At 60.1% G+C, this 22,748-nt stretch carries 20 protein-coding genes; 10 read left to right on the top strand and 10 right to left on the bottom strand.

Translation table 11 applies throughout. The features are described from left to right. The first annotated feature begins 89 nt into the window (after nt 1–89). Nucleotides 90–1,154: a DNA polymerase IV gene (dinB, locus tag LWH94_RS00645; protein ID WP_232900790.1), complete on the top strand. Its 1,065-nt coding sequence runs from the start codon at nt 90–92 to the stop codon at nt 1,152–1,154. Here dinB and LWH94_RS00640 read toward each other — a convergent pair. Continuing rightward, nucleotides 1,129–1,710: a phosphatase PAP2 family protein gene (locus LWH94_RS00640; protein WP_232900788.1), complete on the bottom strand. Its 582-nt coding sequence runs from the start codon at nt 1,708–1,710 to the stop codon at nt 1,129–1,131. The two genes, dinB and LWH94_RS00640, sit on opposite strands and share 26 nt — an antisense overlap. Continuing rightward, a complete protein-coding gene (locus tag LWH94_RS00635) occupies nt 1,676–2,923 on the bottom strand; it encodes a glycosyltransferase family 4 protein (RefSeq protein ID WP_232900786.1) in 1,248 nt (415 codons plus the stop codon). The genes LWH94_RS00640 and LWH94_RS00635 overlap by 35 nt, the downstream gene beginning before the upstream one ends. A gap of 101 nt (nt 2,924–3,024) precedes the next feature. Between LWH94_RS00635 and LWH94_RS00630 the strand changes: the two genes are divergently transcribed. From LWH94_RS00630 to LWH94_RS00615, 4 genes are all read left to right on the top strand, one after another. Then, the gene (locus tag LWH94_RS00630) at nt 3,025–4,062 is read left to right on the top strand and encodes an NADP(H)-dependent aldo-keto reductase (protein WP_232900784.1); all 1,038 of its coding nucleotides are present in this window, start codon (nt 3,025–3,027) and stop codon (nt 4,060–4,062) included. Between the two features lie 196 nt (nt 4,063–4,258). Next, nucleotides 4,259–4,612, top strand: a complete 354-nt coding sequence (locus LWH94_RS00625) for a hypothetical protein (RefSeq protein ID WP_058340321.1) — start codon at nt 4,259–4,261, stop codon at nt 4,610–4,612. 114 nt (nt 4,613–4,726) lie between these two features. Further along, on the top strand, nt 4,727–6,940 hold the full coding sequence (locus LWH94_RS00620; protein WP_232900782.1) for an acetyl-CoA hydrolase/transferase C-terminal domain-containing protein: 2,214 nt from the start codon (nt 4,727–4,729) through the stop codon (nt 6,938–6,940). Continuing rightward, nucleotides 6,940–7,416: an FKBP-type peptidyl-prolyl cis-trans isomerase gene (locus LWH94_RS00615; RefSeq protein ID WP_232900781.1), complete on the top strand. Its 477-nt coding sequence runs from the start codon at nt 6,940–6,942 to the stop codon at nt 7,414–7,416. The genes LWH94_RS00620 and LWH94_RS00615 overlap by 1 nt, the downstream gene beginning before the upstream one ends. Here the strand turns inward: LWH94_RS00615 and LWH94_RS00610 are convergent. Both LWH94_RS00610 and LWH94_RS00605 read right to left on the bottom strand, forming a co-directional pair. Next, nucleotides 7,376–8,188 carry a lysophospholipid acyltransferase family protein gene (locus tag LWH94_RS00610; RefSeq protein WP_232900779.1) on the bottom strand — a complete coding sequence of 271 codons (813 nt, stop codon included), beginning with the start codon at nt 8,186–8,188 and terminating at the stop codon, nt 7,376–7,378. The two genes, LWH94_RS00615 and LWH94_RS00610, sit on opposite strands and share 41 nt — an antisense overlap. A gap of 6 nt (nt 8,189–8,194) precedes the next feature. After that, complete coding sequence (locus tag LWH94_RS00605) at nt 8,195–8,956, bottom strand: GNAT family N-acetyltransferase (protein WP_232900777.1); 762 nt, start codon at nt 8,954–8,956, stop codon at nt 8,195–8,197. Between the two features lie 243 nt (nt 8,957–9,199). Here LWH94_RS00605 and LWH94_RS00600 point away from each other — a divergent pair, with 243 nt between their 5' ends. The 3 genes from LWH94_RS00600 (at nt 9,200) to glpK (ending at nt 13,297) form a co-directional block, all read left to right on the top strand. After that, nucleotides 9,200–9,934, top strand: a complete 735-nt coding sequence (locus LWH94_RS00600; RefSeq protein ID WP_094624656.1) for a response regulator — start codon at nt 9,200–9,202, stop codon at nt 9,932–9,934. A 53-nt stretch (nt 9,935–9,987) separates the two neighbouring features. Next, on the top strand, nt 9,988–11,556 hold the full coding sequence (locus tag LWH94_RS00595) for an ATP-binding protein (RefSeq protein ID WP_232900775.1): 1,569 nt from the start codon (nt 9,988–9,990) through the stop codon (nt 11,554–11,556). Nucleotides 11,557–11,815: 259 nt separating this feature from the next. Beyond that, complete coding sequence (gene glpK / locus LWH94_RS00590; RefSeq protein ID WP_094624658.1) at nt 11,816–13,297, top strand: glycerol kinase GlpK; 1,482 nt, start codon at nt 11,816–11,818, stop codon at nt 13,295–13,297. Between the two features lie 11 nt (nt 13,298–13,308). Here glpK and LWH94_RS00585 read toward each other — a convergent pair whose 3' ends face one another. Together LWH94_RS00585 and argF are read right to left on the bottom strand one after the other, a co-directional pair. Next, nucleotides 13,309–14,382, bottom strand: a complete 1,074-nt coding sequence (locus LWH94_RS00585; protein ID WP_232900774.1) for an ABC transporter ATP-binding protein — start codon at nt 14,380–14,382, stop codon at nt 13,309–13,311. A 3-nt stretch (nt 14,383–14,385) separates the two neighbouring features. Then, nucleotides 14,386–15,300, bottom strand: a complete 915-nt coding sequence (argF, locus tag LWH94_RS00580; protein ID WP_022988909.1) for an ornithine carbamoyltransferase — start codon at nt 15,298–15,300, stop codon at nt 14,386–14,388. Nucleotides 15,301–15,507: 207 nt separating this feature from the next. On the opposite strand from argF, the gene grxD reads away from it, so the two are divergent. Then, nucleotides 15,508–15,834: a Grx4 family monothiol glutaredoxin gene (gene grxD, locus LWH94_RS00575; RefSeq protein WP_036219402.1), complete on the top strand. Its 327-nt coding sequence runs from the start codon at nt 15,508–15,510 to the stop codon at nt 15,832–15,834. Nucleotides 15,835–15,843: 9 nt separating this feature from the next. On the opposite strand, the gene LWH94_RS19365 is transcribed toward grxD, so the two are convergent. From LWH94_RS19365 to LWH94_RS00550, 4 genes are all read right to left on the bottom strand, one after another. Beyond that, nucleotides 15,844–16,596 carry a TonB family protein gene (locus tag LWH94_RS19365; protein ID WP_269802438.1) on the bottom strand — a complete coding sequence of 251 codons (753 nt, stop codon included), beginning with the start codon at nt 16,594–16,596 and terminating at the stop codon, nt 15,844–15,846. A 5-nt stretch (nt 16,597–16,601) separates the two neighbouring features. Beyond that, nucleotides 16,602–18,803, bottom strand: coding sequence for a DUF1631 domain-containing protein (locus LWH94_RS00560; protein ID WP_232900772.1), 2,202 nt, complete (start codon nt 18,801–18,803; stop codon nt 16,602–16,604). Between the two features lie 127 nt (nt 18,804–18,930). After that, nucleotides 18,931–20,211 carry an HlyC/CorC family transporter gene (locus tag LWH94_RS00555; RefSeq protein WP_232900770.1) on the bottom strand — a complete coding sequence of 427 codons (1,281 nt, stop codon included), beginning with the start codon at nt 20,209–20,211 and terminating at the stop codon, nt 18,931–18,933. 75 nt (nt 20,212–20,286) lie between these two features. Further along, entirely contained in the window at nt 20,287–21,093 is an 807-nt protein-coding gene (locus LWH94_RS00550) for a cytochrome C assembly family protein (protein WP_094624664.1), read from the bottom strand. Between the two features lie 159 nt (nt 21,094–21,252). On the opposite strand from LWH94_RS00550, the gene ffh reads away from it, so the two are divergent. Continuing rightward, a complete protein-coding gene (gene ffh / locus LWH94_RS00545; protein ID WP_232900769.1) occupies nt 21,253–22,638 on the top strand; it encodes a signal recognition particle protein in 1,386 nt (461 codons plus the stop codon). The last annotated feature ends 110 nt before the right edge of the window (nt 22,639–22,748 follow it).

The raw sequence follows: 22,748 nt of genomic DNA, 5'->3' as shown, positions 1-22,748 counted from the left end.
TATGTTCTGGGTTTCCTGACATTCTCGGCATGTTACCGTAAGATACAAGGCTGTATAAACGTACAGATTGTTAACGTGAGCCTGCCTGTATGGCCCAGCGCAAGATCATCCATGTAGATTGCGACTGTTTTTACGCCGCAGTCGAGATGCGTGACGACCCGTCTTTGCGGGACGTTCCGCTGGCTGTGGGCGGCGCCGGCGGCCGTGGTGTGGTGACCACCTGCAACTATAAGGCCCGGGCTTTTGGCGTGCGCTCGGCCATGCCGGGCAGCGAAGCCCGGCGCCTGTGCCCCGGGCTGGTGATGGTGCCACCGGACCTGGGCAAGTACCGGGCGGTTTCCCAGCAGGTGATGGCCATTCTTCGTGATATGACCGACCTGGTGGAGCCGCTGTCGCTGGATGAAGCCTTCCTGGATGTCTCCGACATTACCGACCATAAAGGCAGTGCCACCCTGATGGCCCGGCACCTGCGGGAGCGGGTGAAGCGGGAGGTGGGCATCACCGTTTCCGCCGGTGTGGCACCAAACAAGTTCCTGGCCAAGATTGCCAGCGACTGGCGCAAGCCCGACGGCCTGTTTGTGATCACACCGGAGGAGGTGCAGGCGTTTGTAAAGGCGCTGCCGGTGGAAAAACTGTTTGGTGTGGGCCAGGTAACGGCAGGCAAGTTGCACGCGCTGGGGGTCGAAACCTGTGTTGACATGCAGGCTTTAGGCGCCGATGTGCTGATCGAGAAATTCGGTAAGCAGGGCTACCGGCTGTTCGAGATGGCCCATGGCCGGGATGAGCGCCCGGTGGTGGTGTCGCGGGTAGCGAAATCGGTCAGCGTAGAGCGCACCTTCTCCCAGGATTTGCCGGGCAAGGAGGCCTGTGAATCGGTGATGCCGGCGCTGGTGGCCGATCTCAACCTGCGCCTGTCCCGCAAGGGCCGGGACAAGCCCATCCACAAACTGTTCGTGAAAATCCGTTACAGCGATTTTTCGACTCACACCCTGGAGCGGGTGCGGGATACGGTGGCGGAACCGGCTCCGGAGGATTACCAGCCGTTACTGGATGAGCTGGTCAGCAACAGGGATCGGCCGGTGCGGTTAATGGGGGTAGGGGTGCGTTTTCGGAACGATGAAGCGCCGGTTACCCAGCTGCGACTGTTTGACTGAGCTGCAGCAGATCGCCGAACAGCTGTACCGAAGTCCAGCCCATCAGGCCGCCAATCAGGGCGCCGGCCGCCACGTCACTCGGATAGTGCAGCCCCAGTACCACCCGGGAGGCGGCTACAGACAGGGTAAATGGCAGGATGGCCCAGGCCAGCGCCGGCAGGGTGGCAAACAGCATGGCCTGGAAACACACCGCGTGCAGGGTGTGGCCCGACGGGAAGCTGTAGCGATCCAGTGGGGGTGTAGTGCAGTTGATGGCCGGGAAAGAAATAAATGGCCGCTCGCGGATCAGCCAGTGCTTGAGGCCTTTATAGCTAATGGTGCAGGTCAGCCCGGTAAACGCCATCAGTACAGCGATGTTCTGGCCGTGGGCCGGTGCCATAAAGGGAATAGAGAGAATCAGTGCGTACCAGAACCAGCCATCACCCAGCCGGCTGACCAGCTGGAAGTAGCCTTTTACCGGCCGGAAACGAATGGTGCGGTTGATAGACTGGCACAGGGCGTATTCACGCTGGTCTGCCAGTTCAAAGAGTCTGGATGCTTTGCTTGTTGACGCCATGGTATCGGGCCTGTGCAGGTTGGTTGAGTACCAGTTGTTCGAATTGTTCTATCTGGCTGTGCCAGCTCAGCTCCAGTGCGTCCAGCCGGGCCTGGGCCCGAATCCGTTGCAGCAGGCTGGGTTGGTCTGCCAGTCGCAGGGCGTTGTTGATAAAGCTTTCGTCTTCGGTGAGCGGCGCTTTCAGGCCGTTCTCCTCGTGCCGGATGTGTTCCGCCGCAGCGGCATCGTCAAACGCCACTACCGCCAGGCCGCTGGCCATGGCTTCCAGCACCACGTTGCCGAAGGTGTCGGTTTTGCTGGGGAACAGGAACAGGTCGCCGGAGGCATAGTGCCGGGCCAGGTCGTCGCCTTGCCGGGTACCACAGAAAATGTAGTCCGGGTGTCGCTCTTCCAGCTGACGCCGCAGTGGCCCATCGCCCACTAGGATAAACCGGGCGTTGGCATGCAGGCCTTTGATGCGCTCGAAGCAGGCCACGGCTTTACGGATGTTTTTTTCCAGTGCCAGGCGCCCCACATAGAGCACGGCCTTGTCGTTTTCGCCCAAGCCCCAGCCCTTGCGCAGGCCTGTATCACGCTTGTGGGGAGCAAAGCGCTGACAATCCACCCCCCGGGCCCACAGGCCGGCGTTGGTGATACCCATGCTGCGGGTAACCGCCTGCATTTTCCGGGTTGGCACCAGGGTGAGGGCCGTGCGGTTATGGAACCAGCGGCCGTAGGCGCACAGCAGGCGTTCCAGTGCGCCCACGCCGTAGTAGCGGGAGTAGCTGTGAAAGTTGGTGTGGAAGCCGGAGATGACCGGGATCTGCAGTTTTCGTGCAGCAGACACAGCGGCAATCCCGAGGGGCCCCTGGGTTGCCACGTAAACGGCATCCGGCCGGTGGTTCTGCCACAAATTCTTCAGGGTGGCGGGGCGGCACAGGCCGAACTGCAGGTCTTTGTAGCCGGGCAGGGGCAGGCCGGAAACAATCAGCTGCCGGGAACACAGGCCGTCGCCGTTACAGTCGAACAGGCCGTTGCCTTCCCGGCGCTGGCCAGGGCGAACCACCGTAACCACATGCCCACGCTGCACCAGCCCCTGGCACAGGTGCTTCATGGTGTTGGCCACGCCATTGATTTCCGGCGGAAACGTCTCGGAAACAATGGTAATGTGGTGCGCGCGCCGGTCAGTTGGCGGGAGTTCTGTCACGGCTTGTCCTGAAGGTTTTTCTGTCATGCCTCCACTATGGAAACCGACCATGACAGTAATGCGACAGCCCTGTGACAATCCCTTTACGTATTGTGGTTACTGATCTCTCATTAAAACGAGGAGAATTCATGCAAACGCGAAAACTTGGAAACACCGACATTGATGTCAGTCTGATTTGCCTGGGCACCATGACCTGGGGCGAACAGAATACCGAGCAGGAAGCGTTTGAGCAGCTGGACTACGCCACCGGCGCCGGCATCAACTTTATCGACGCCGCCGAGATGTACCCGGTGCCGCCCCGGGCTGAAACCCAGGGCCTGACCGAAACCTACCTGGGCAACTGGCTGGCCAGCCGGGGCAAGCGAGATGACCTGGTGATTGCCAGCAAGGTGGCAGGGCCCGGCAATGGCCTGGGTTACCTGCGTGGCGGCCCCAGGCTGACCCGGGATCACATCCGTGAAGCCTGTGAAAGCAGCCTGAAGCGCCTGCAAACGGATTATATCGACCTGTACCAGGTGCACTGGCCGGACCGCAGCGCCAATTTCTTCGGCAAGCTGGGTTATGTGCGCAACCCCGGTGAAACCATGACGCCGATCGAGGAAACCCTGGGTGCCCTGGACGAGCTGGTCAAAGAGGGCAAAATACGCCACGTGGGCCTGTCGAACGAGACGCCCTGGGGCACCATGGAGTACCTGCGGCTGTCACGCGAGAATGGCTGGCCCCGGGTGGTGTCCATCCAGAACCCGTACAGCCTGCTGAACCGTTCGTTCGAATCCGGACTGGCCGAGTTTGCCCACCGTGAAGGCACCGGGCTGCTGGCGTATTCGCCGCTGGCCTTTGGCATGCTTACCGGCAAGTACCTGGGTGGCAAGTGGCCGGAAAAGGCGCGGCTGACCCTGTATGAGCGTTTCAGCCGGTACACCGGAGAGCATGCTGCCGACGCCACCCGGGCCTATTGCGAACTGGCGCACCAGAATGGATTGTCGCCGGCCCAGATGGCGCTGGCCTGGGTAAACAGCCGGGAGTTTGTTACCAGTAATATCATCGGCGCCACCAGCATGGAGCAGCTGAAGGAGAACATCGGTTCTGCCGAGATTAACCTGAGCCAGGACCTGGTCGCTGCGATCGAGGCGATCCACGCCGAGTTCACCTACCCCTGCCCGTGATCGGTGTTGCCCGGGTAACCGGGCAAATGTTACAGAATGCAAAATAACTGATCATTTCTTGACAAAAAAGTGCCGCAAATGCGCCAGATTGCTGGCGCATTTGTGTGCAAATTCACATCAATTTCGTGGATAATCACTAGACTTTCGTACAGTAGCCTTTCGGCCAATTTAACGAACCCAGGTCTGTTGTGTTGTCATGATTATCCGCCTGTTTCTGATTCTTCTGGTGCTCAACCTGGTTGCCTTCGCGGTACGCGCAGAGGCGGCAGAACCGGTTTTATCCGAGCCCATGCTGTCGGAACGCATGATGGCCGAGCGTGATGGTGCCATGTCGCCCGAAGATATCTACGAATTCCAGGAATGGATGTCTGGGGATGTTGAAGAAGACCGCAGTGATGCCTTTGCAGCCATTGGCTCCAGGCTTCTGAGCCTCGGCCTTGTGCGCTCCCGCAATTCCGGTAAATCCTACGCATCTGACGGTGCCCAGGCTGACCACGGTATCGCCCTGCTCAATGAAGGTGCGTGCCTGAACCTGCGCTGGAATTTCTGATCCCCTTTTTTACCTCCGCTTTCTGCCGTTTCTCCTGATCTGACGCATTGTCAGCCTCGTTTGCTCGTGTGATCATCACGACTGTTGAGATTCTCATCGAACGAGGAGCCGGAAATGGCCGAGCAGAACGGAATCTATTCCGATAACGCAAATGACTGTGTAGACCGCGTGATCGAGCGGGTAGGCAAGCGGATTACCCTCGGGTTGCCGCTCGGGCTGGGCAAACCGGTGCGCTTTGTGAACGCCCTCTACCAGCGCGCCAAGGACGACCCGGAAATTCAGCTGCACATTGTCACCGCTTTGTCCCTGCTTGCCCCGGAAGGCAGCTCCTCCCTTGAAAAACGCTTTATGGGCCCGTTTGCACGGCGGCTTTACGGCAACATTCCCGAGCTGGCCTACGCCCGGGATGTGACCAACAACCGGTTGCCGGCAAACGTGACCGTGTCTGAATTCTTCTTCAAAGCCGGCAGTTACCTGAATAACCGGGACCAGCAGCGCAATTACGTATGCACCAACTACACCCATGCGGTGCGTGACCTGATGGCCCAGGGCATCAACGTGATCGGCCAGTTGATGTCGCCGGGCGCCGAACACGACCGGCCCGGCGATTTGAGCTTCAGCTGCAACCCGGACCTGACGCTGGATATCCTGCCTTTGATGCGGGAGCGGGAAGCGCAGGGCACCCCGGTGGCCATCGTGGGCGAAGTAAACAGCAACCTGCCCTGGTTCGGCCACGACGCGGCGGTGCCCGAGAACCAGTTCGATGTGGTGCTGGCAGATTCCAGAACCGATTATCCCCTGTTTTCAGCACCCCAGATGGCGGTCAGCCCCGCCGACCATATGATCGGCTTTTACGCCAGCACATTGCTTAAAGATGGTGGCACGCTTCAGGTGGGCATCGGTTCCCTGGGGGCCGCGCTGGTGCACAATGCCATTCTGCGCCACCACAGCAATGACGCCTGGCAGGCGGTGTACAAACACCTGAACGTGGCAGATGAGTTTCCGGTGGCCAGCGAGTCTGGCGGTACCGGCCGCTTTGACGAGGGACTGTACGGCTGCAGCGAAATGATGGTGGACGGCTTTCTGTACCTGATGCAGGAAGGCATCCTGGAGCGGGAGGTGTTCGACGACGCCCGCCTGCAAGAGCTGATCAATCAGGGCGATATCAGCGGGCAGCCTTCGCTGGATATGCTGGATGCACTGCTCAAGGAAGGGCTGATCGAGTCACCCCTTCGGGCCCGGGACCTGCAGTGGCTGATCCGCTACGGGGTGATCCGAGCCGGTGTCGAGTTGCGCGGCGGGCGCCTGGTCCTGGATGAACAGCTATCGGTTCAGGCCGACCTGGCCGATGCGGAAACCCGTCAGGCACTGGCAGAGCATGCCCTTGGGGACAAACTGGCGGGCGGCATTGTCATGCACGGCGGTTTCTATGTGGGCCCCGAGAAGTTCTACCAGGCCCTGAGGGAATTGCCCCCGGAGCAGCGGGACCGCGTATGCATGACCAGCGTGAACTATATTAACCACCTGTATGACCACCGCTTCGGTAACCAGCGGCTGAAAGCCGCCCAGCGGGTTCACAGCCGGTTTATCAATTCTGCGATGATGTACACACTGAACGGCGCGGCGGTGTCTGACGGCCTGGCCGATGGCCGCGTGGTCAGCGGTGTGGGTGGCCAGTACAACTTTGTCTCCATGGCCCATGAGCTGCCGGGTGCCCGGTCTATCCTGGCCCTGCGGGCAACCCGTGTATCCCGCGGCGAAACCGTTTCCAACATCGTCTATAACTACGCCCACTGCACCATTCCCCGGCACCTCCGGGACATTGTGATCACCGAATACGGCATTGCTGACCTGAGGGGCCAGAGCGACGAGCAGGTGATGCTGCGGCTGATCCGCATTGCAGATGCCCGTTTCCAGGAAGGGCTGCTGAAACAGGCCAAGCAGGCCGGCAAGGTGCGGGCTGACTTCAAGATACCGGCACACTGGAAAGACAACACGCCGGCGGCCGTGCGTAACGCCATGAATGCGGCGGGTGAGGGCGACTGGTTCCCGGCCTTCCCGTTCGGCCGGGATTTCACCGACGAAGAACTGACACTGGGGAAAGCCCTTAAGGGGCTGAAGGCCGCAACCGGCTCCCGTCGTGGTAAACTCGCCACCCTCTGGCAGGCCCTGCGGGCCGAGGATGAGGAAGGTCGCTACCAGGCGCTGCTTGAGCGCATGGGGCTGCAGCGGCCCTCCGGGTTGCGGGAAAAGCTGGATCGCAAGCTGGTCATCCACGGCCTTGAACGCCTGGAAACTCCGACACCGACAGGAAAGCCGAAAAACTGATGCAAGCACAAACCCCGCAAGAAAAGCCGGAAGTCTTTACCGTCCACTATGTGCTGAAAAACCGCATTGGCGAACTGGTGGATACCTCGGAAGGCAGCGAGCCGCTGCACTTTCTTTATGGTTCGCCAGAGATTATCGAAGGTATCCAGGAAGCGGTGAAAGACCGCAAGGTGGGAGACTGCCTGGAAGTGACGATTCCGCCGGAGATGGCCTACGGTGAATACCGGGACGAACTGGTACGCAAGGTGCCCCGCTCGCTGTTCGAAGGGGTGGAAAACCTGGATGTGGGTATGCGCTTCCAGACCAATTCCGGTGACGAAGCCCAGGTGGTCCAGGTGGTCGCGATTGACGGCAACCTGGTGAAGGTTGACGCCAACCACCCGTTGGCAGGATTCACCCTGTATTTTGACCTGGAAATCGTCGGTCGCCGCGAGGCTACGGAAGACGAGATAGCCCAGGGCCTGCCGCTGTTCTGACCGGCAGCGGTTCGCAGGTATCGAATTCGCCGGAATGAATCCGCTTCAGGCCGGCGCTGATCTCCTGGTGGATATGACGGCTAAGTTCGTTCACCGGCTGGTCTGCCGTGACCGGCGGGTGAAACACGATCTCGATGCAGGTTGGCGGCAGGCTGAGCAAGCGCACCAGGTGCCGCTGGAAGCTGTCGTCACCCACGAAGGGCGCAACCGGGTCTGGCCGCTGGTTACGCCGGTAACCGATGGTGACCGGCTGAACAGGAACCCCGGCGTCCCGCGCCGCAGTCAGCAGTAACCCGTGCATCGGCAATACCGCAAGCCCGGAACTGGTGGTGCCTTCCGGGAACACCAGGACCGATTCCCCCGCCTGCAGGTGCTCCACCATTGTTTTCTTTATTCTCCGTGCCTGGCCGCCACCGCGTTTGATAAACAGGGTGCCGGCCTGCCGGGCCAGCCAGCCGATCACCGGCCAGTTGCCAACTTCAGCCTTCGACAGAAACCGCAACGGGGTGAGGCTGCCGAGTGCCGGAATGTCTGACCAGCTGATGTGATTGGCTACGTACAGGGCATTGCCGGAGGCGGGCTGGCCATGCACCTGTACCTGCCAGCCCAGGCACCGGCAAGCCTGCCGGAAACAGAAGGTGGCCCAGGCATTCTTGTCTGTGGGCTGCTTTCTGACCCGGTCGGCCGCTAACAAAGCCAGGGTCAGCACACAGGTGCCACACAGGAACACGGCAAAGGCCAGCAACCGGGTGACCAGTCGAATCCCGCTCATCGCGGCTCAGGCCGGTTTGCGCAGGAAGTGCCGGCTGTAGCGGCCGGCCAGGTTGCTGACTTCCAGCAGTACCAGCACATCCGCACAACGGAACTCCGGGTCCCAGCAAGGCTCGCCGCAGACCTTGGCGCCCAGGCGCATATAGGCCCGGATGAGCGCGGGGATGTCTTCGGCTTTATGGGTTTCCGGATGGGTCAGGTGGGGCAGGGGGCGCAGCGGAGTAACCCGGCACTCCTGCGCAGATAAATACTGCTGCTGCAGGTGTTGGGCAATGCGCCAGGCCCGGCCGCCACCGTCCGCCATGCTGATGCTGGCACAGCCGATCAGGTAGTCGACCTGTCTTTCGGTGAGGTACTCGGCAATGGCCGCCCACAACAAGGTTATGGTGCCGCCATTGCGGTAATCCGGGTGCACACAGGTGCGGCCCAGCTCGGCCATGGTGCCGGGCAACTGGCCCAGGGCGGCCAGGTCAAACTCTCCGGCCGAGTAGAATCCGCCGATGGCAGCGGCGTTCTGCTGGTGCAGGATTCGGGTGGTGGCAACGGGTTCGCCGGTGTCTTCGTCCGTGACGATCAGGTGATCACACACAGCGTCGTAGGCATCGGCATCCAGCCCCGGAACCGTGGCGCCCAGGTCGCTGCCGTATTCCTCGGAAAACACCCGGTAACGCAGGCGCTGGGCGGCCTCTACCTGGTCCGGGCTGCGGGTCAGGCTGATTTTCAGGTTACGGCCGCGGCGTGGTTGCGTGCGTGCAGTTTGTGCGGTCATGGCGTTGCCTCGTTGTTTCTTGTTCAGGTCAAGGCTATGAACCGCGTATGACAGGCCGGTGACTTACCGGTGACGTGTCTGTGACAGCCGCAGGGGTGTGGCAAAAAGAGGAACTGTGTCACAAGCTGTAACCCCTTGCCGGTTCCATGTATATTTCTGAATAGCATGTATAATTGCTGTAACTGAACGTTGCCTGTATTGTCAGGGGCTGTAACCCCGAACAACGGTCACATAACAACAGAGATGGATGGCGTGGAGCAGACAAACGAGAGTTGGCGAATCCTGATCGTAGAGGATGACGAGCGGCTGGCGGATCTTACCCGCGAGTACCTTGAGAGCAATGGCCTGACGGTCTCTCTGGAAACCCACGGTGGCGCCGCCGTTGAACGTATCCGCAATGAGCAGCCGGATCTTGTGGTTCTGGACCTGATGCTGCCCGGAGAAGATGGCCTGTCGATCTGCCGGCGGGTTCGGCCTTACTATTCCGGCCCGATCATCATGCTGACTGCCCGCACTGACGACCTCGACCAGGTTCTGGGCCTTGAAATGGGCGCTGATGACTACATCGGCAAGCCCGTTCAGCCCCGGGTTCTGCTGGCCCGGATCCGCGCCATGCTGCGCCGGGTAGAGAACACCCCGATGGCGGCTGAGGAAAACTCCGGCGAAGAACCTGTGCGTTTGCAGTTCAATGACCTGGTGGTGGACCGCTCCATGCGCGAAGCCTGGCTCAATGAACAGAGCATTGACCTGACCAGTGCCGAGTTCGACCTGCTGTGGCTGCTGGCCAGCAATGCCGGCCGGGTACTGAGCCGGGAAGAGATTTTCACCGCATTGCGCGGCATTGAATACGACGGCCAGGACCGCTCCATTGACGTTCGCGTGTCCCGCATTCGCCCGAAGATCGGTGATGACCCGATACACCCGCGCCGTATCAAGACTGTGCGCAGCAAAGGCTATCTGTTCGTCAAAGAAGCCTGATCGCCCCAGGCGCCGCCCGTTCGGGGCGGTGCCGGTTACCAGGGTTTGTTTCCATGTCCCTGAAGTTCTTCCTGAAAATCTACGCCCGACTGCTGGCCATTACCGCTGCAGTGCTGGTGCTGTGTGTGCTGTTGTTCAACGGCATCAATTCCGTGCGGGGCCAGTACTGGCATGAACAGGCCGCCGAGCCGCTGATGCGCTGGCTGGCGGCGGTTCCTGACCCGGCCCGGCAATACCACTGGATGCCTTCGCTGTTCGGCCTGCACACGCTGCTGCCAGAACAGTTGCAAGATGCCCCGGTACTGGCTGAACGCCTGGCCTATGGCCAGGTGGTCGCGGAGCCGGCGGGCACCGGCTACCGGTTTTTTGTGCGTGCCGGCGACGGCAGCATTCTCGGCCTGGCGCTGGAGCAAACCTACCCGGAACTTACCCGTGCGCTGGCCCTGCTGGTGCGCTGGCACCTGGATACGGCTAATCCGCAGCAGCTGAACCATGTATCCGAAGAACTGGGGCAATCGCTGAATGTGTCTATTGGGCCATTGCAGTCAGCGGATCAGTTACCGGACCAGGCGGTGTTGCAGGACCTGGGCGACCGCGGCTTTTCGGTGTTCCATGAGGGGCGCCGTGCCAGTGTGCTGCTCCGGTTGTCGGAGGGCGACCTGGTGCGAATGACCATGCCGGCGCCGTTCAATCCCTGGGGCTGGCCAATGCTGGTGCTGCTGGCTGCGGTGATTGGTGGTGTGCTGGCTCTGGGCCTGTATCTGGGATTACGTTTTGTGGATGGTCGCCTGCGCAAGGTCGAGGCGGTGGCCGTGCGTATTGCCCGGGGGGAGATGGGCGCCCGGGTGGAATCCGAGGCCGGTACGCTGGTGTCCCGCCTGGCCTCTTCGTTTAACGGCATGGCAGAACATATCGAGCGCCTGGTGCAGGTGCAGCGAGAAATGATCCACGCGGTGTCCCACGAGCTGAGAACGCCGGTAGCACGTATCCGCTTCGGTGTGCAGATGATCGAATCGGCCAGTTCCCCGGAGACCATGGAAAAGCAGTTGTCCGGTATCGATGGTGATATCCAGGAGCTGGACGAGCTGATTGACGAGATTCTCACCTATGCCCGGCTCGAGCAGGGCGGGCCGGTGTTCAGCCTGCGGGAAGGCTCGGTTACCGATATTGCCCGGCAGGTGGTGGAGGAGCAACGACAGATCCGCGAAGGCATCAACATTGAGTGCCGTATTGATAAGGCTTCTGAACGTTGGGCGCTGGCGGACATGGAGCCCCGCTATATTCACCGGGCCATCCAGAACCTGGTTGGCAACGCTGCCCGCTACGCCGACAGCCGCGTGGTGGTGAACTGCCAGCTGGATGAAAATACCTGCCGCATCGATGTAGAAGACGATGGCCCCGGCATTCCCGAACAGGATTGGGAGAAAGTCTTCACCGCCTTTGCCCGCCTGGATGACAGCCGTACCCGAACTTCCGGCGGTTATGGCCTGGGCTTGTCGATTGTTCGCCGCATACTTTACTGGCATGGCGGGCAGGCGTTTCTGGGCCGTAGCGACGAGCTGGGCGGAGCCCGGTTCAGCCTGGTCTGGCCCCGTCGTAAGCCGGTGGACTCAGTTTTGTGAACCAGTGCTCGCGGCCTCACCAGATGTAACAAACCTCTACAGAACCGCTACTGAACCCGTGGGGCGGCTGGTCAATAATCGAAAACGTAAGGGATGACTTTTGAGGTTGTAGTTCTTACGAACTTTCCTTGTTTCATTCGTCATTTGAGGGCCGGTCTTTTCCGGCCCTTTTTTTTGCTTCCGGTTTTTGTCCCTTGTATCTGTTCCCCTCCACACAGCCCCGGCTGGTAGAATCTCCTGAAAACAACAGGAGAGTTAGATGTCCCGTTATCTCTTAGCCATTGATCAGGGCACCACCAGTTCCAGAGCGATTGTCTTTAACGAAACCGGTAACCAGGTTGCCGTGGCCCAGCAGGAATTCCATCAATACTTTCCGAAAGATGGCTGGGTAGAACACGATGCCCGGGAAATCTGGGACAGCACGCTGACGGTTTGCCGCGGTGCGCTGGACAAAGCAGGCCTGCAGGCGTCAGACCTGGCGGGAATCGGCATTACCAATCAGCGGGAAACCACCATTATCTGGGACCGGGCGACCGGAGAGCCAATCCATCACGCCATTGTCTGGCAGGACCGTCGCACGGCCTCTCTGTGCACCAAGTTGCGGGCCGATGGCTACGAATCGCTGGTGGTGGACCGCACCGGATTGCTGATAGACCCTTACTTCTCTGCCACCAAGATTGCCTGGTTGCTGGACAACGTGGAAGGTGCCCGGCAAAAGGCAGAGGCAGGCGAGCTGGCGTTCGGTACGGTCGACAGCTGGCTTTTATGGAACCTGACCCGGGGCGAAGCCCACCGCACAGATGCCACCAACGCTTCCCGAACGGCCCTGTTCAATATCCACACCCAGGATTGGGATGACGAGCTCCTGAAGCTGTTCCGGGTGCCTGCCGCGCTGATGCCCGAGGTGCTCGACAGCGCGGATGAGTATGGCCAGACCGCCGAGGAATGGCTGGGGGCAGCGGTACCGGTTGCCGGTATTGCCGGTGATCAGCATGCCGCCCTGATTGGCCAGGCCTGTTTTGAGCCGGGCATGGCCAAGAGCACCTACGGCACCGGCTGCTTCCTGATGCTCAATACCGGCGACAAGGCCCTGCGCTCGGAGAACCGCCTGCTGACGACCATGGCTTACCGGCTCAACGGCAAGCCCTGCTACGCCATTGAAGGCAGTATCTTTGTGGCTGGTGCTGCCATGCAGTGGCTGCGGGACGGCTTACAGCTGATTGCCCACGCCAGCGAATCGACCAGCCACGCCGAGGCTGTGGGCGCCGACAATGCGGTGTACCTGGTGCCAGCCTTCACCGGGCTGGGTGCGCCTCATTGGGATCCGAATGCCCGCGGTGCCATTCTGGGACTGACCCGGGATACCGGCATTGCCGAAATCGTAACCGCTGGCCTGCAATCCGTCTGTTACCAGACCAAGGACCTTGTGCGGGCTATCCGTAACGACGGTGCCCGGCTGGAGTCCTTGCGGGTGGACGGTGGCATGGCGGTGAACGACTGGGTTATGCAGTTCCTGGCCGACATCCTGAATGTACCGGTAGACCGGCCCAGGGTGACCGAAACCACGGCACTGGGGGCGGCTTACCTGGCCGGATTGCAAACCGGTGTGTTCGAGAACCTGGAGCAGATTACCGGAATGTGGGAATGCGAGCGCCAGTTCCGGCCGGATATGAAACCGGCTTTGAGGGAATCCCTCTACGCCGGCTGGCTGGATGCTGTGGAGCGGGTGTGTAATAACTGAGCGCGACCGACTCAGGCGGTGCGCTCGAAAGCGATCAGGTGGTCGGCCTCGACCCGCACCGGCACCTGCTCGCCAATGTGGAAATCTAGGTGGCTGCGGAACAGAGCTTCAAATTCGGAGTCTTCCGAGCACCGGAAACGGTACAGGGTAGAGGTGCCGGCAAAGGTCTTTTCCACCACTTTGGGCTTGAGGTCGGAGTGTTCATCGTAAACGATGTCGTCGGGCCGGATCAGCACGTCTACCAGGGTTCCCTCTTGCCACTTGTAGGCACGGTTACCATGAATAATGCCCAGCTCGGATTCGATGATATCCGGCCCCAGGGCCTTGCCGGGGATGAAGCCGCCCTGGCCGACAAAGCTGGCCACAAAGCGGTTGGAGGGTTCATGGTACAGGTTGTAGGGCACGTCCCACTGCTGGATCTGTCCGCTTTGCAGCACGGCAATCTGGTCACACATGGCAAAGGCTTCCTGCTGGTCGTGGGTGACCAGGATGGCGCTGATGCCCAGTGTTTTCAGAATTTCCCGCACGTCCAGGCTTAGCCTGCGGCGCAGGTCGGTGTCCAGGTTGGAGAACGGCTCATCCAGCAGGATCAGGGTAGGTTCCGGAGCCAGGGCCCGGGCCAGGGCCACCCGCTGCTGCTGGCCGCCTGACAACTGGTGCGGATAGCTGTCGGCAAGGTCCTGCAGGTGCACCAGGTTCAACAGTTCCATGACCTTCTCGCGGCGCTCGGGCTTTTTCAGGTCTTTCAGGCCAAAGCCGACGTTATCGGCAATGGTCAGGTGCGGGAACAGGGCATAGTCCTGGAAGACCATGCCGATCTTGCGCTTTTCCGGCGCCAGCGTGCGGCCGGGCAGGCTGATGGCCTGGCCCTGCAGCTGGATCTCGCCATGGCTGATGGGCAGAAAACCGGCCAGGGCCCGGAGAATGGTGCTTTTGCCGCAACCGCTGGGGCCAAGCAGGCAGCCGATGTCACCATGGCTAAGGGCAAAGCTGACGTCCCGCACCACGGAATCGCCGCCGTAACCACAGGACAGGTTGTTCACTTCCAGTAACCAGCCGGAAGCCGGTGCCGGTGTATTGACCATGGATCAGTCCAGACGGTTCAGAATGAGGAATTCGAGCAGGGCTTTCTGGGCATGCAGGCGGTTTTCGGCCTCGTCCCATACCACAGAGCCGGGATGCTCCATCATGTCGGCGGAAATCTCTTCACCCCGGTGGGCCGGCAGGCAGTGCATGAACAGCGCATCCTTGTTGGCCTGGCTCATCAGTGCAGGGTTGATCTGGTAGTCCCGGAATGCCCGTTCCCGGGCCTTCTGTTCGTCTTCCTGGCCCATGGAGGCCCAGACGTCGGTTACCAGCAGGTCGGCGCCGGTGGCCGCTTCGCCCGGTGTGCGGTATACCGTCACCCGGTCGGCGTGGTCGGCCAGCAGTTTCGCGTCCGGCTCGTAGCCTTCAGGGCAGGCTACGTTCAGGTGGAAATCAAACTGTGCTGCCGCGTTGATGTAGGAATGGCACATATTGTTGCCATCGCCAATCCAGGCCACGGTAGCACCCTTGATGCTGCCCCGGTGTTCCCGGTAGGTCTGCATGTCGGCCAGCAACTGGCAGGGATGGAAATCGTCTGTCAGGGCATTGATGACCGGCTTGCTGGAGGCAGCGGAAAAACGCTCCACGGTTTCATGAGCGAATGTACGTATCATCACCGCATCCACCATGCTGGAGATCACGATGGCAGAGTCTTCGATCGGCTCGCCACGGCCCAGCTGTGTATCACGGGGTGACAGGAACATGGCAGAACCGCCCAGCTGGGCCATGCCCGCTTCGAAAGACACCCGGGTGCGGGTGGATGATTTTTCGAAGATCATCGCCAGGACTTTGTTTTTAAGGGAATCTCTGACGTTGCCCGCACGCCAGTCCCGGCGCAGGCGGGAGGCATGGTCCAGCAGGTCTTCAAGTTCGCTGGTGGACATGTCATTCAGTGTCAGGAAATGTCTTACTGCCATGGAAGGCCCCTTCAAGGAAACTCCGGAACGGATTGGTTCTGAAAAGGGCATCAAGTCTAGCCCTTCGCAACCGCTATGACAACGCTGCCCGGCAGGGCTTGCTCCGGATCAACCGGAGCCGCTTGGTGTGCGCTCCGGCAGGTGTGTACAATAGCCAACCAGAGCCGGAATGCGGCGCCCCCTATTTTCAATCAGAGGTGTATGTTCATGGACATCAATGAAACCATTAAAAGCCAGCTGGAAGAGAACCCGGTCATTCTGTACATGAAGGGTACTCCCCAGGCTCCGCAGTGCGGCTTTTCTTCCCGTACCGTCCAGGCCCTGATGGCGTGTGGCGAGCGTTTTGCGTTTGTAAATATCCTGGACAACCAGGAACTGCGTGAAGCCCTGAAAATCTACTCCAGCTGGCCGACCTACCCGCAGCTGTACATCAACGGCGAACTGCTGGGTGGCTGCGATATCGTCCTGGAAATGGCTGAAAGCGGTGAGCTGGCCAAGGTTGTTAAAGATGCGGTAAAGCAGGCCGAAGCCTGATCTGACCCTTCAGGTCCGTTTCGGGGTGAACACCAGTTTTACCTCGAAACGGTCCGATTCCTCTCCTTTCGGCTCCGGATAGGGGCTGGCGGCCAGCGCGGCCCGATAGGCGGCCTCGTCTATTCTTTGTATCCCCGTTGATCTGATTACCCGGGCCCGGGTCAGGGCACCGTTGGGCAGTAATGTCAGCTCAAGTTCCATACTTACCTGTTCCCCAAGCTGGGAGATTGCGGGTACCCGTTGCTGGTCCAGTTGTTCGGCCAGGTGGGTGGCCAGCAAAATCAGGTAGGGATCGCGCTCAGCGGGGGAGTCGGTGATCCGGGCAATGGTGTCGGCAGACTCCGGCTCGCCGGTGCGCGGGGCTGACTCGATGCTTGGCGTACTGGCCGGTGCTGGTGCCGGTTCCGGCCTTGGCGCGGGCTGGGGCGTTGGTTCGGGAGCTTCCAGGGCCGGCTCTGGCTCCGGTTTCGGCGCTGGCCTGGAAGGCGCGGTAGTGGTGACGGCTTCCGGTGTGGTCGGTACTTCGAACTCGGGGTGCCGCGGCGGCCGGGCCGGGGAGCTAGCCGGGGTACTGGCCCGGGTGGCCTCAGAGGGTGCGCTGGCCAGACGGAAAACAACCCGGTGGCTGACCTCGCGGACTTCCTGCAAGGGGGCAGGAAGTCCGGCAAGCAACAGGGTGTGTGCCATAAAGGCCAGGGAGAGTGCCAGGGCCAGCCGGTAATGTGCCGGAATTGCCGGGGCGGGTGGTGCTTTCTCCGGCATTACGATCAGGCGGTCTTGGAGCGCAGGCTGCCAACCATTGCGTTAAGCGCACGATCGATGAGGGCACCCTGTTCCAGCAGTGTCAGCCGGCCTCTGCGCATTTCATGTGCCAGCTCCACCCGGGTTTTCTCGATCACTTTCAGGCCCATGCGGTTCACGAACACAAAACAGTCGGCTTCATCAATGATGGCGGACAGTTTGCAGCGGAAGCTGGTGCCGTTCACCAGGCTGAACTCTACCCAGTGGCCGATTTCCAGCTTGTCGAGCTGGGTAACGAACTCGGCGATGGCTGCGTCGTCCAGCTCCTGCTGGTACTCGGCCTTGGAGTGCAGTGACACGGTGTCTTCCTGCACCGGTTCCGGCTCCTTGCGGGCCTTGATGGACGAGTTGGTGCGGAAGGCATCTGCCAGTTCGTGCTTGAGCTGGCCCATCATCTGGTCGAGCCGGTTGGCGTTGTAAGACACTTCTTCGAGCCCGGCGCGCAGGGTTTTCAGCAGGCCAGGTACAACCCGTACCCACTGGTCGCGCTCTTCGTCTTCTTCGTGGGGATGCAGGCACCAGATCAGGTCGTCGACCACCTTGGCGGTTTCCTGCCAGCGGTGCTCGGCATCGTCCCGCAGGTAGGCCAGGAACATTACCCGGCTCCAGCCGTGTACCAGGATATCGTGTACGGATTCCGGCAGGTCGTAGCGGGCAACCTTTTCCTTCAGCAGGCGGTCGACCGCTTCCTGGGCTTTCTGGGATTTGATGCGGCCGCGTTCGGATTCCCGGGTACGCTGCTCAACCAGTGAGGCTTTGCGGTTTTCCCGCTCCAGAAACTGCTCGAACTCCTGGTTCAGGGTTTCAAACAGGCTGATGTCGCCATCGAACTCGTTGAGGATACGCTGCACCACGGTGTGGATCTGGTCGTACAGCTTGTCGCGGCTTTTCTCGTCGCTGCTGCTCCAGCCGATACCGGCGCGGGCCAGGGAGTTCAGGAGCTTGCGGGCCGGATGGGTGGCCTTGCTGAAGAAGCCCTTGTCCTTGATGACGACTTTCAAAATCGGGATCTGCAGGCGGCTGATCAGCACCTGCACCGGCGACGACAGGTTGTAGTCGTCCAGAATGAATTCGAACAGCATGGACACCAGGTTGATGAGATCTTCATCCACCTCGCTCAGGGCGGCGGTTTTCTCGCCCTGGGCAGCATTTCGGGTAATCAGGCCCTGAATAACCTGGCGCAGGTCTACCGACACCGGTTCGCCACTGCTGAGATCACCGGACTCCGGCCACATCTGCTGTGCCGGCAGGGCGCCGAGCAGGTTCATCAGTTCCTGGCCACCGATCACCCGCACTGATGGATCGGCACGGCGGGTCGGCATGCCCGAGTTGGCCCTTTGCTGGGCGAGCATTTGACGGATCTGCTCAAACAGTGCGGAATCTTCTGCGCTGGGCTGGTAGCTGCTTTGTTGTTCCGGCGTGGCACCCGACGGTTCCCCGGCCTTGGTGGTCGCGGCTTTCTGCTGGCCGGTTTTGCCGTGGTAGCGGAAATTGGGAATGATGCCCGCCTGAATCAGGATGCGGTTGGCTTCATCCAGCAGCATGCCCAGGTTGGAGACCACGTAACGGTCAAATTGCTTGAGCACAATCAACCGTTCACGAATCTGGATTTCCAGGGTCTGGATGGCTTCGACAAAGGCGCTGCAAAGGTGTTCCGGAGCCATGGGGTTAACCGGGGCAGTTTCGCTGGCGTCCGGATAGACTTCGGTAAACCTGGCCTGAAGCTGTAGCAAGGGGCCTTGAAAGTGTGCCTTGGCCTTGCTGACCATGGCGTTCAGTGCCACCTGTTCTTCCAGGTCGTCGTCACCCACAAGGGACAGGCTGTCGGCATTTGTTGGCCGGGAAGCCTCTTCGGTGCGGACTTGACCGGTTACCGGTGGTGTCGCAAAGAACCGGGCAACGGCATTCTGGAAGTGGCGTTCGACGCCTTTACGCTTGATACGGATTTCCCGCATCGCCTCGAAGTAACGGTTTTGTTCATTGTTACTTCTGGAATTGTTTGCCAGCTCGAACAGGGAGTCGTCGACAGCATCGAACGCTCCCTGCAGTAAATCACCCAGCCCCGCGACAACGGTGTCACGGATACGGGCGACCTCCGGTGGAACCGGGCGGGTACTTGCCGCTTCCCTGTGTTCTCGGAGGTAATGTATGCCGGACTGCTTTTTCATGGCCGACTCCTGTTTACGCCTTTAACCGGATACATGACCGAGCTGGATTCTTGCCTGTTCTGATTTTGGTTAAATTTAGCGCATTTTACGCCGGAATGACATGATTAATCATCATTCCGGGTTCCGGTTATGAGCCGGTGCCGCGCTTCTTCTTTTTTCGCGGGTGGACGATCGCGGCCTTCACCACGTTGTCCTTGATTTGCAGGACCTCCACCCGGTGGCCGTCTACTTTCAGGCAGACGTTGGTGTCCGGGATGTTCTCGAGGGTTTCGGTGATCAGGCCGTTGAGGGTTTTAGGGCCGTCGGTGGGCAGTTTCCAGCCCAGGGTCTTGTTGATCGACCGGACGGCGGCGCTGCCATCGATAATAAAGGTGCCGTTGTCCTGGGGAATGATGTCCATGGAGGTGGCTGCGAAGTCAGTGGTGAATTCGCCGACGATTTCCTCGAGGATGTCTTCCAGTGTGGCCAGCCCCAGTACGTCTCCGTACTCGTCCACGACAATGCCAAACCGGCGCCGGCCCTTCTGGAAATTCAGCAGCTGGGTGTTCAGCGGTGTGCTTTCCGGGATGAAGTAGGGTTCGGCGCACAGTTGCAGGACCATGTCTTTGTCGATGTCGTCCTGCTGCAGCAGGCGAGCGACGCTGCGCAGGTGCAGAATGCCCTGGATGTTGTTGATGTCGCCGCTGAACACCGGAAGCCGGGTGTGCTGGCTGGTCTTGAGTTGCCGAAGGATGACATCGGTGTCGTCTTCCAGGTCGACACCGACCACTTCATTCCGGGGCACCATGATGTCGTTCACGGTGACGTTGTCCAGGTCCAGGATGCTCACCAGCATGTCTTTGTGCTTGGCAGGAATCAGGGCGCCCGCTTCATTCACCACGGTACGCAGTTCTTCCCGGCTCAGGTGATCCTCCGAAGCCTGGGCTGATGACACTCCGAGCAGTCGCAGGATTATGCCGGTAAACAGGTTGACGGCCCATACCAGCGGGTAAAGGATTTTCAGCAGCGGCCCCAGTACGTGGCTGGCCGGAAAGGCTATCTTTTCCGGGAACAGGGCTGCCAGGGTTTTCGGCGTGACCTCGGCGAAGATCAGGATAACGATGGTCAGCAGAACGGTGGCAATGGCGATGCCGGCATCGCCCCACACGCGAATGGCAATCACCGTGGCAATGGATGAGGCGAAGATGTTGACGAAGTTGTTGCCGATCAGGATAACGCCGATCAGCTGGTCGGTCCGGTTCAGCAGGTTCTGCGCCCGGCGTGCGCCCTTGTGTCCGCTTTTTACCATGTGTTTCAGGCGATAGCGGTTCAGGGACATCATCCCGGTTTCGGAGCTGGAAAAGAAGCCGGACAGAATGATCAGGCCGACGAGGAGGATGAACAGCGCCGTGAGCGATGTTTCGTTCAAAAGAGGAGCCCTTACGTTGACGACAAGTTGCGAAAATAGGGGGTGTGAAGCGCCGGTGTCAAGCGGTTTGCGGGATTACAGGCCCCGCTGAAACAGTACTTCCAGCACGAATTTGCTGCCGTAAAAGGCCATCATCAGCAGGGCGCAGCCGGCCAGGGTCCAGCGGCTTGCAGTCATGCCGCGCCAGCCCTTGGTGTAGCGGCCCACCAGCAGGCCGACAAATACGGCCAGGGAGAGCATGGAAAACAGGGTTTTGTGGGCCAGGTCCTGGGCAAACAGGTCTTCAATAAACATGGCGCCGGTAATAATGGCGAGGGTCAGCAGGACTACGCCCGCCCAGACCAGTTCGAACAATACCGATTCCATGGTTTGCAGTGGCGGCAGGTTGCGCACCAGCAGGCTGTTGTAGTTCTGCTTCAGCTGGCGGTTCTGGAAGTACAGCAGGGCGGCCTGGATGGCGGCCAGGGTAAACAGGCTGTATGCGGTGATCGACAGGGCGATGTGGGACAGCATGCCGTAGCTTTCATCCGGCACCAGTCGCGACGGCGTATGGGTGATCAGCGCCATGACTATGGTGGCCGCCGCCAGCGGATAAGCGCCCAGGAACAGGCTGCCCACCGGCTTGGAGAGATTCAGGCCCAGGAGCAGGAAAACGATCAGCCAGGCAATCAGTACCGAGCTTTTGAAGAAGCTGAAATCGAAGCCGCCATCCAGGTGGACCGTCTGGGCAATGAGCAGGCCGTGGCCTATCAGTGCAAGTACGCCAATCAGGGTGGTCAGTGCCAGGTTGCTTTGCACCTTGCCACGAAAATGGAGGGCCTGCAGGGCAGTGCCGACGCTGTACAGGAAAAGTGCGGTAACCGCGAGGATCAGCGTTCCCATGACGTCCTTTATGTTTGCCTTTTAACGTGAAAGCGGCGTGGAGTTGTTCAGAGGCTCCGTAGTCTGGGTATAATGTCGCGATTATGCAACAGGAATCAAGCGGCCGGCGCCGGCTTCTTGATTTGTGTGAACAATTTCTCCGGGGTACGGAAGAGCAACATGTTTGAGAATCTCCAGGACCGGCTATCCGGCAGCTTGCGCAAGATCTCTGGTCAGGCGCGCCTTACCGAAGACAATATCAAGGAAACCTTGCGTGAAGTGCGCATGGCCCTGCTGGAGGCAGACGTTGCGCTGCCGGTGGTCAAGGCGTTTATCGAAGGAGTGCGCGAGCGGGCCATCGGCCAGGAAGTGCAGCGCAGCCTGACGCCGGGCCAGGTATTTGTGAAAGTCGTCCAGCAAGAGCTGGAGCGGGTGATGGGCGAGGGCAACGAGTCCCTTAACCTGTCTACCCGGCCGCCTGCCGTTATTATGATGGCGGGTCTGCAGGGTGCTGGTAAAACCACCACCGTGGCCAAGCTGTCCCGCTTCCTTAAAGAGCGGCACAAGAAATCCGTGCTGGTGGTCAGTGCCGATATCTACCGCCCGGCGGCCATTCGTCAGCTGGAAACCCTGGCGGGTGAAGTGGGTGTCGAGTTTTTCCCCAGCACCACCGACCAGGACCCGGTCGACATCGCCAACGGCGCCATCGAAGCGGCGCGCCGCAAGCACATTGATGTGGTGATTCTGGATACCGCGGGCCGCCTGCACGTTGATGAAGGCATGATGGGTGAGATTGGCCGCCTGCATAAGGCGGTGAATCCGGTGGAAACCCTGTTCGTGGTCGATTCCATGACCGGTCAGGACGCCGCCAACACTGCCAAGGCCTTTAACGATGCGTTGCCGCTCACCGGTGTGGTGCTTACCAAGACCGATGGTGATGCCCGCGGTGGTGCGGCCTTGTCTGTTCGCCACATTACCGGTAAGCCGATCAAGTTCCTGGGTGTGGGCGAGAAGTCCGATGCCCTCGAGCCTTTCTATCCGGATCGGGTGGCTTCCCGCATCCTGGGTATGGGTGATGTGCTCTCCCTTATAGAGGAAGCAGAGCGCAAGCTGGACAAGAAGAAGGCCGAGAAGCTCACCAAGAAGATCAAAAAAGGTAAGGGCTTTGATCTGGAGGACTTCCGGGACCAGCTTCAGCAGATGAAGAGTATGGGTGGTATCGGCGGCCTGCTGGACAAGCTGCCGGGCATGGGTCAGATGGCCCAGATGGCGCAGCAGCAGGTCAATGACAAGTCTGTAGGCCAGATGGAGGCGATCATCTGCTCCATGACGCCGAAAGAGCGCCGTTACCCGGATGTGATCAATAATTCCCGCAAGCGGCGCATTGCAGCCGGTTCGGGTACGCAGATCCAGGATGTGAACCGTCTGCTCAAGCAGCATAAGCAGATGTCGAAGATGATGAAGAAACTTGGCAAAAAAGGCGGAATGGCCAACATGATGCGCGGTCTTGGTGGTATGATGCCGCCCGGCGGCGGTGGTGGCATGCCCCCGTTTGGCCGTATGTAAAAAGCCTTACATATAAAATGGGGAAACCACGCGTTTCCCTGTTTTCATTGGCGCGTTTTTGGCATAGAATAGCGCCCCTTTCGAGTATGGGTCTTCTCGTCAGCCGTTCT

Origin of the sequence: Marinobacter sp. G11 (genome assembly GCF_021282325.1) — a bacterium.
GTDB classification, from domain to species: domain Bacteria; phylum Pseudomonadota; class Gammaproteobacteria; order Pseudomonadales; family Oleiphilaceae; genus Marinobacter; species Marinobacter vinifirmus.
Note: the sequence above shows the minus strand (reverse complement) of the source record. Positions and strands in the feature narration are given on the sequence as shown.

Bases quoted from the DNA above. Each gene is read 5' to 3' on its own strand.
- dinB (WP_232900790.1), top strand. From the start codon at position 90: ATGGCCCAGCGCAAGATCATCCATGTAGATTGCGACTGTTTTTACGCC.
- LWH94_RS00640 (WP_232900788.1), bottom strand. From the start codon at position 1,710: ATGGCGTCAACAAGCAAAGCATCCAGACTCTTTGAACTGGCAGACCAG.
- LWH94_RS00635 (WP_232900786.1), bottom strand. From the start codon at position 2,923: ATGACAGAAAAACCTTCAGGACAAGCCGTGACAGAACTCCCGCCAACT.
- LWH94_RS00630 (WP_232900784.1), top strand. From the start codon at position 3,025: ATGCAAACGCGAAAACTTGGAAACACCGACATTGATGTCAGTCTGATT.
- LWH94_RS00625 (WP_058340321.1), top strand. From the start codon at position 4,259: ATGATTATCCGCCTGTTTCTGATTCTTCTGGTGCTCAACCTGGTTGCC.
- LWH94_RS00620 (WP_232900782.1), top strand. From the start codon at position 4,727: ATGGCCGAGCAGAACGGAATCTATTCCGATAACGCAAATGACTGTGTA.
- LWH94_RS00615 (WP_232900781.1), top strand. From the start codon at position 6,940: ATGCAAGCACAAACCCCGCAAGAAAAGCCGGAAGTCTTTACCGTCCAC.
- LWH94_RS00610 (WP_232900779.1), bottom strand. From the start codon at position 8,188: ATGAGCGGGATTCGACTGGTCACCCGGTTGCTGGCCTTTGCCGTGTTC.
- LWH94_RS00605 (WP_232900777.1), bottom strand. From the start codon at position 8,956: ATGACCGCACAAACTGCACGCACGCAACCACGCCGCGGCCGTAACCTG.
- LWH94_RS00600 (WP_094624656.1), top strand. From the start codon at position 9,200: ATGGATGGCGTGGAGCAGACAAACGAGAGTTGGCGAATCCTGATCGTA.
- LWH94_RS00595 (WP_232900775.1), top strand. From the start codon at position 9,988: ATGTCCCTGAAGTTCTTCCTGAAAATCTACGCCCGACTGCTGGCCATT.
- glpK (WP_094624658.1), top strand. From the start codon at position 11,816: ATGTCCCGTTATCTCTTAGCCATTGATCAGGGCACCACCAGTTCCAGA.
- LWH94_RS00585 (WP_232900774.1), bottom strand. From the start codon at position 14,382: ATGGTCAATACACCGGCACCGGCTTCCGGCTGGTTACTGGAAGTGAAC.
- argF (WP_022988909.1), bottom strand. From the start codon at position 15,300: ATGGCAGTAAGACATTTCCTGACACTGAATGACATGTCCACCAGCGAA.
- grxD (WP_036219402.1), top strand. From the start codon at position 15,508: ATGGACATCAATGAAACCATTAAAAGCCAGCTGGAAGAGAACCCGGTC.
- LWH94_RS19365 (WP_269802438.1), bottom strand. From the start codon at position 16,596: ATGCCGGAGAAAGCACCACCCGCCCCGGCAATTCCGGCACATTACCGG.
- LWH94_RS00560 (WP_232900772.1), bottom strand. From the start codon at position 18,803: ATGAAAAAGCAGTCCGGCATACATTACCTCCGAGAACACAGGGAAGCG.
- LWH94_RS00550 (WP_094624664.1), bottom strand. From the start codon at position 21,093: ATGGGAACGCTGATCCTCGCGGTTACCGCACTTTTCCTGTACAGCGTC.
- ffh (WP_232900769.1), top strand. From the start codon at position 21,253: ATGTTTGAGAATCTCCAGGACCGGCTATCCGGCAGCTTGCGCAAGATC.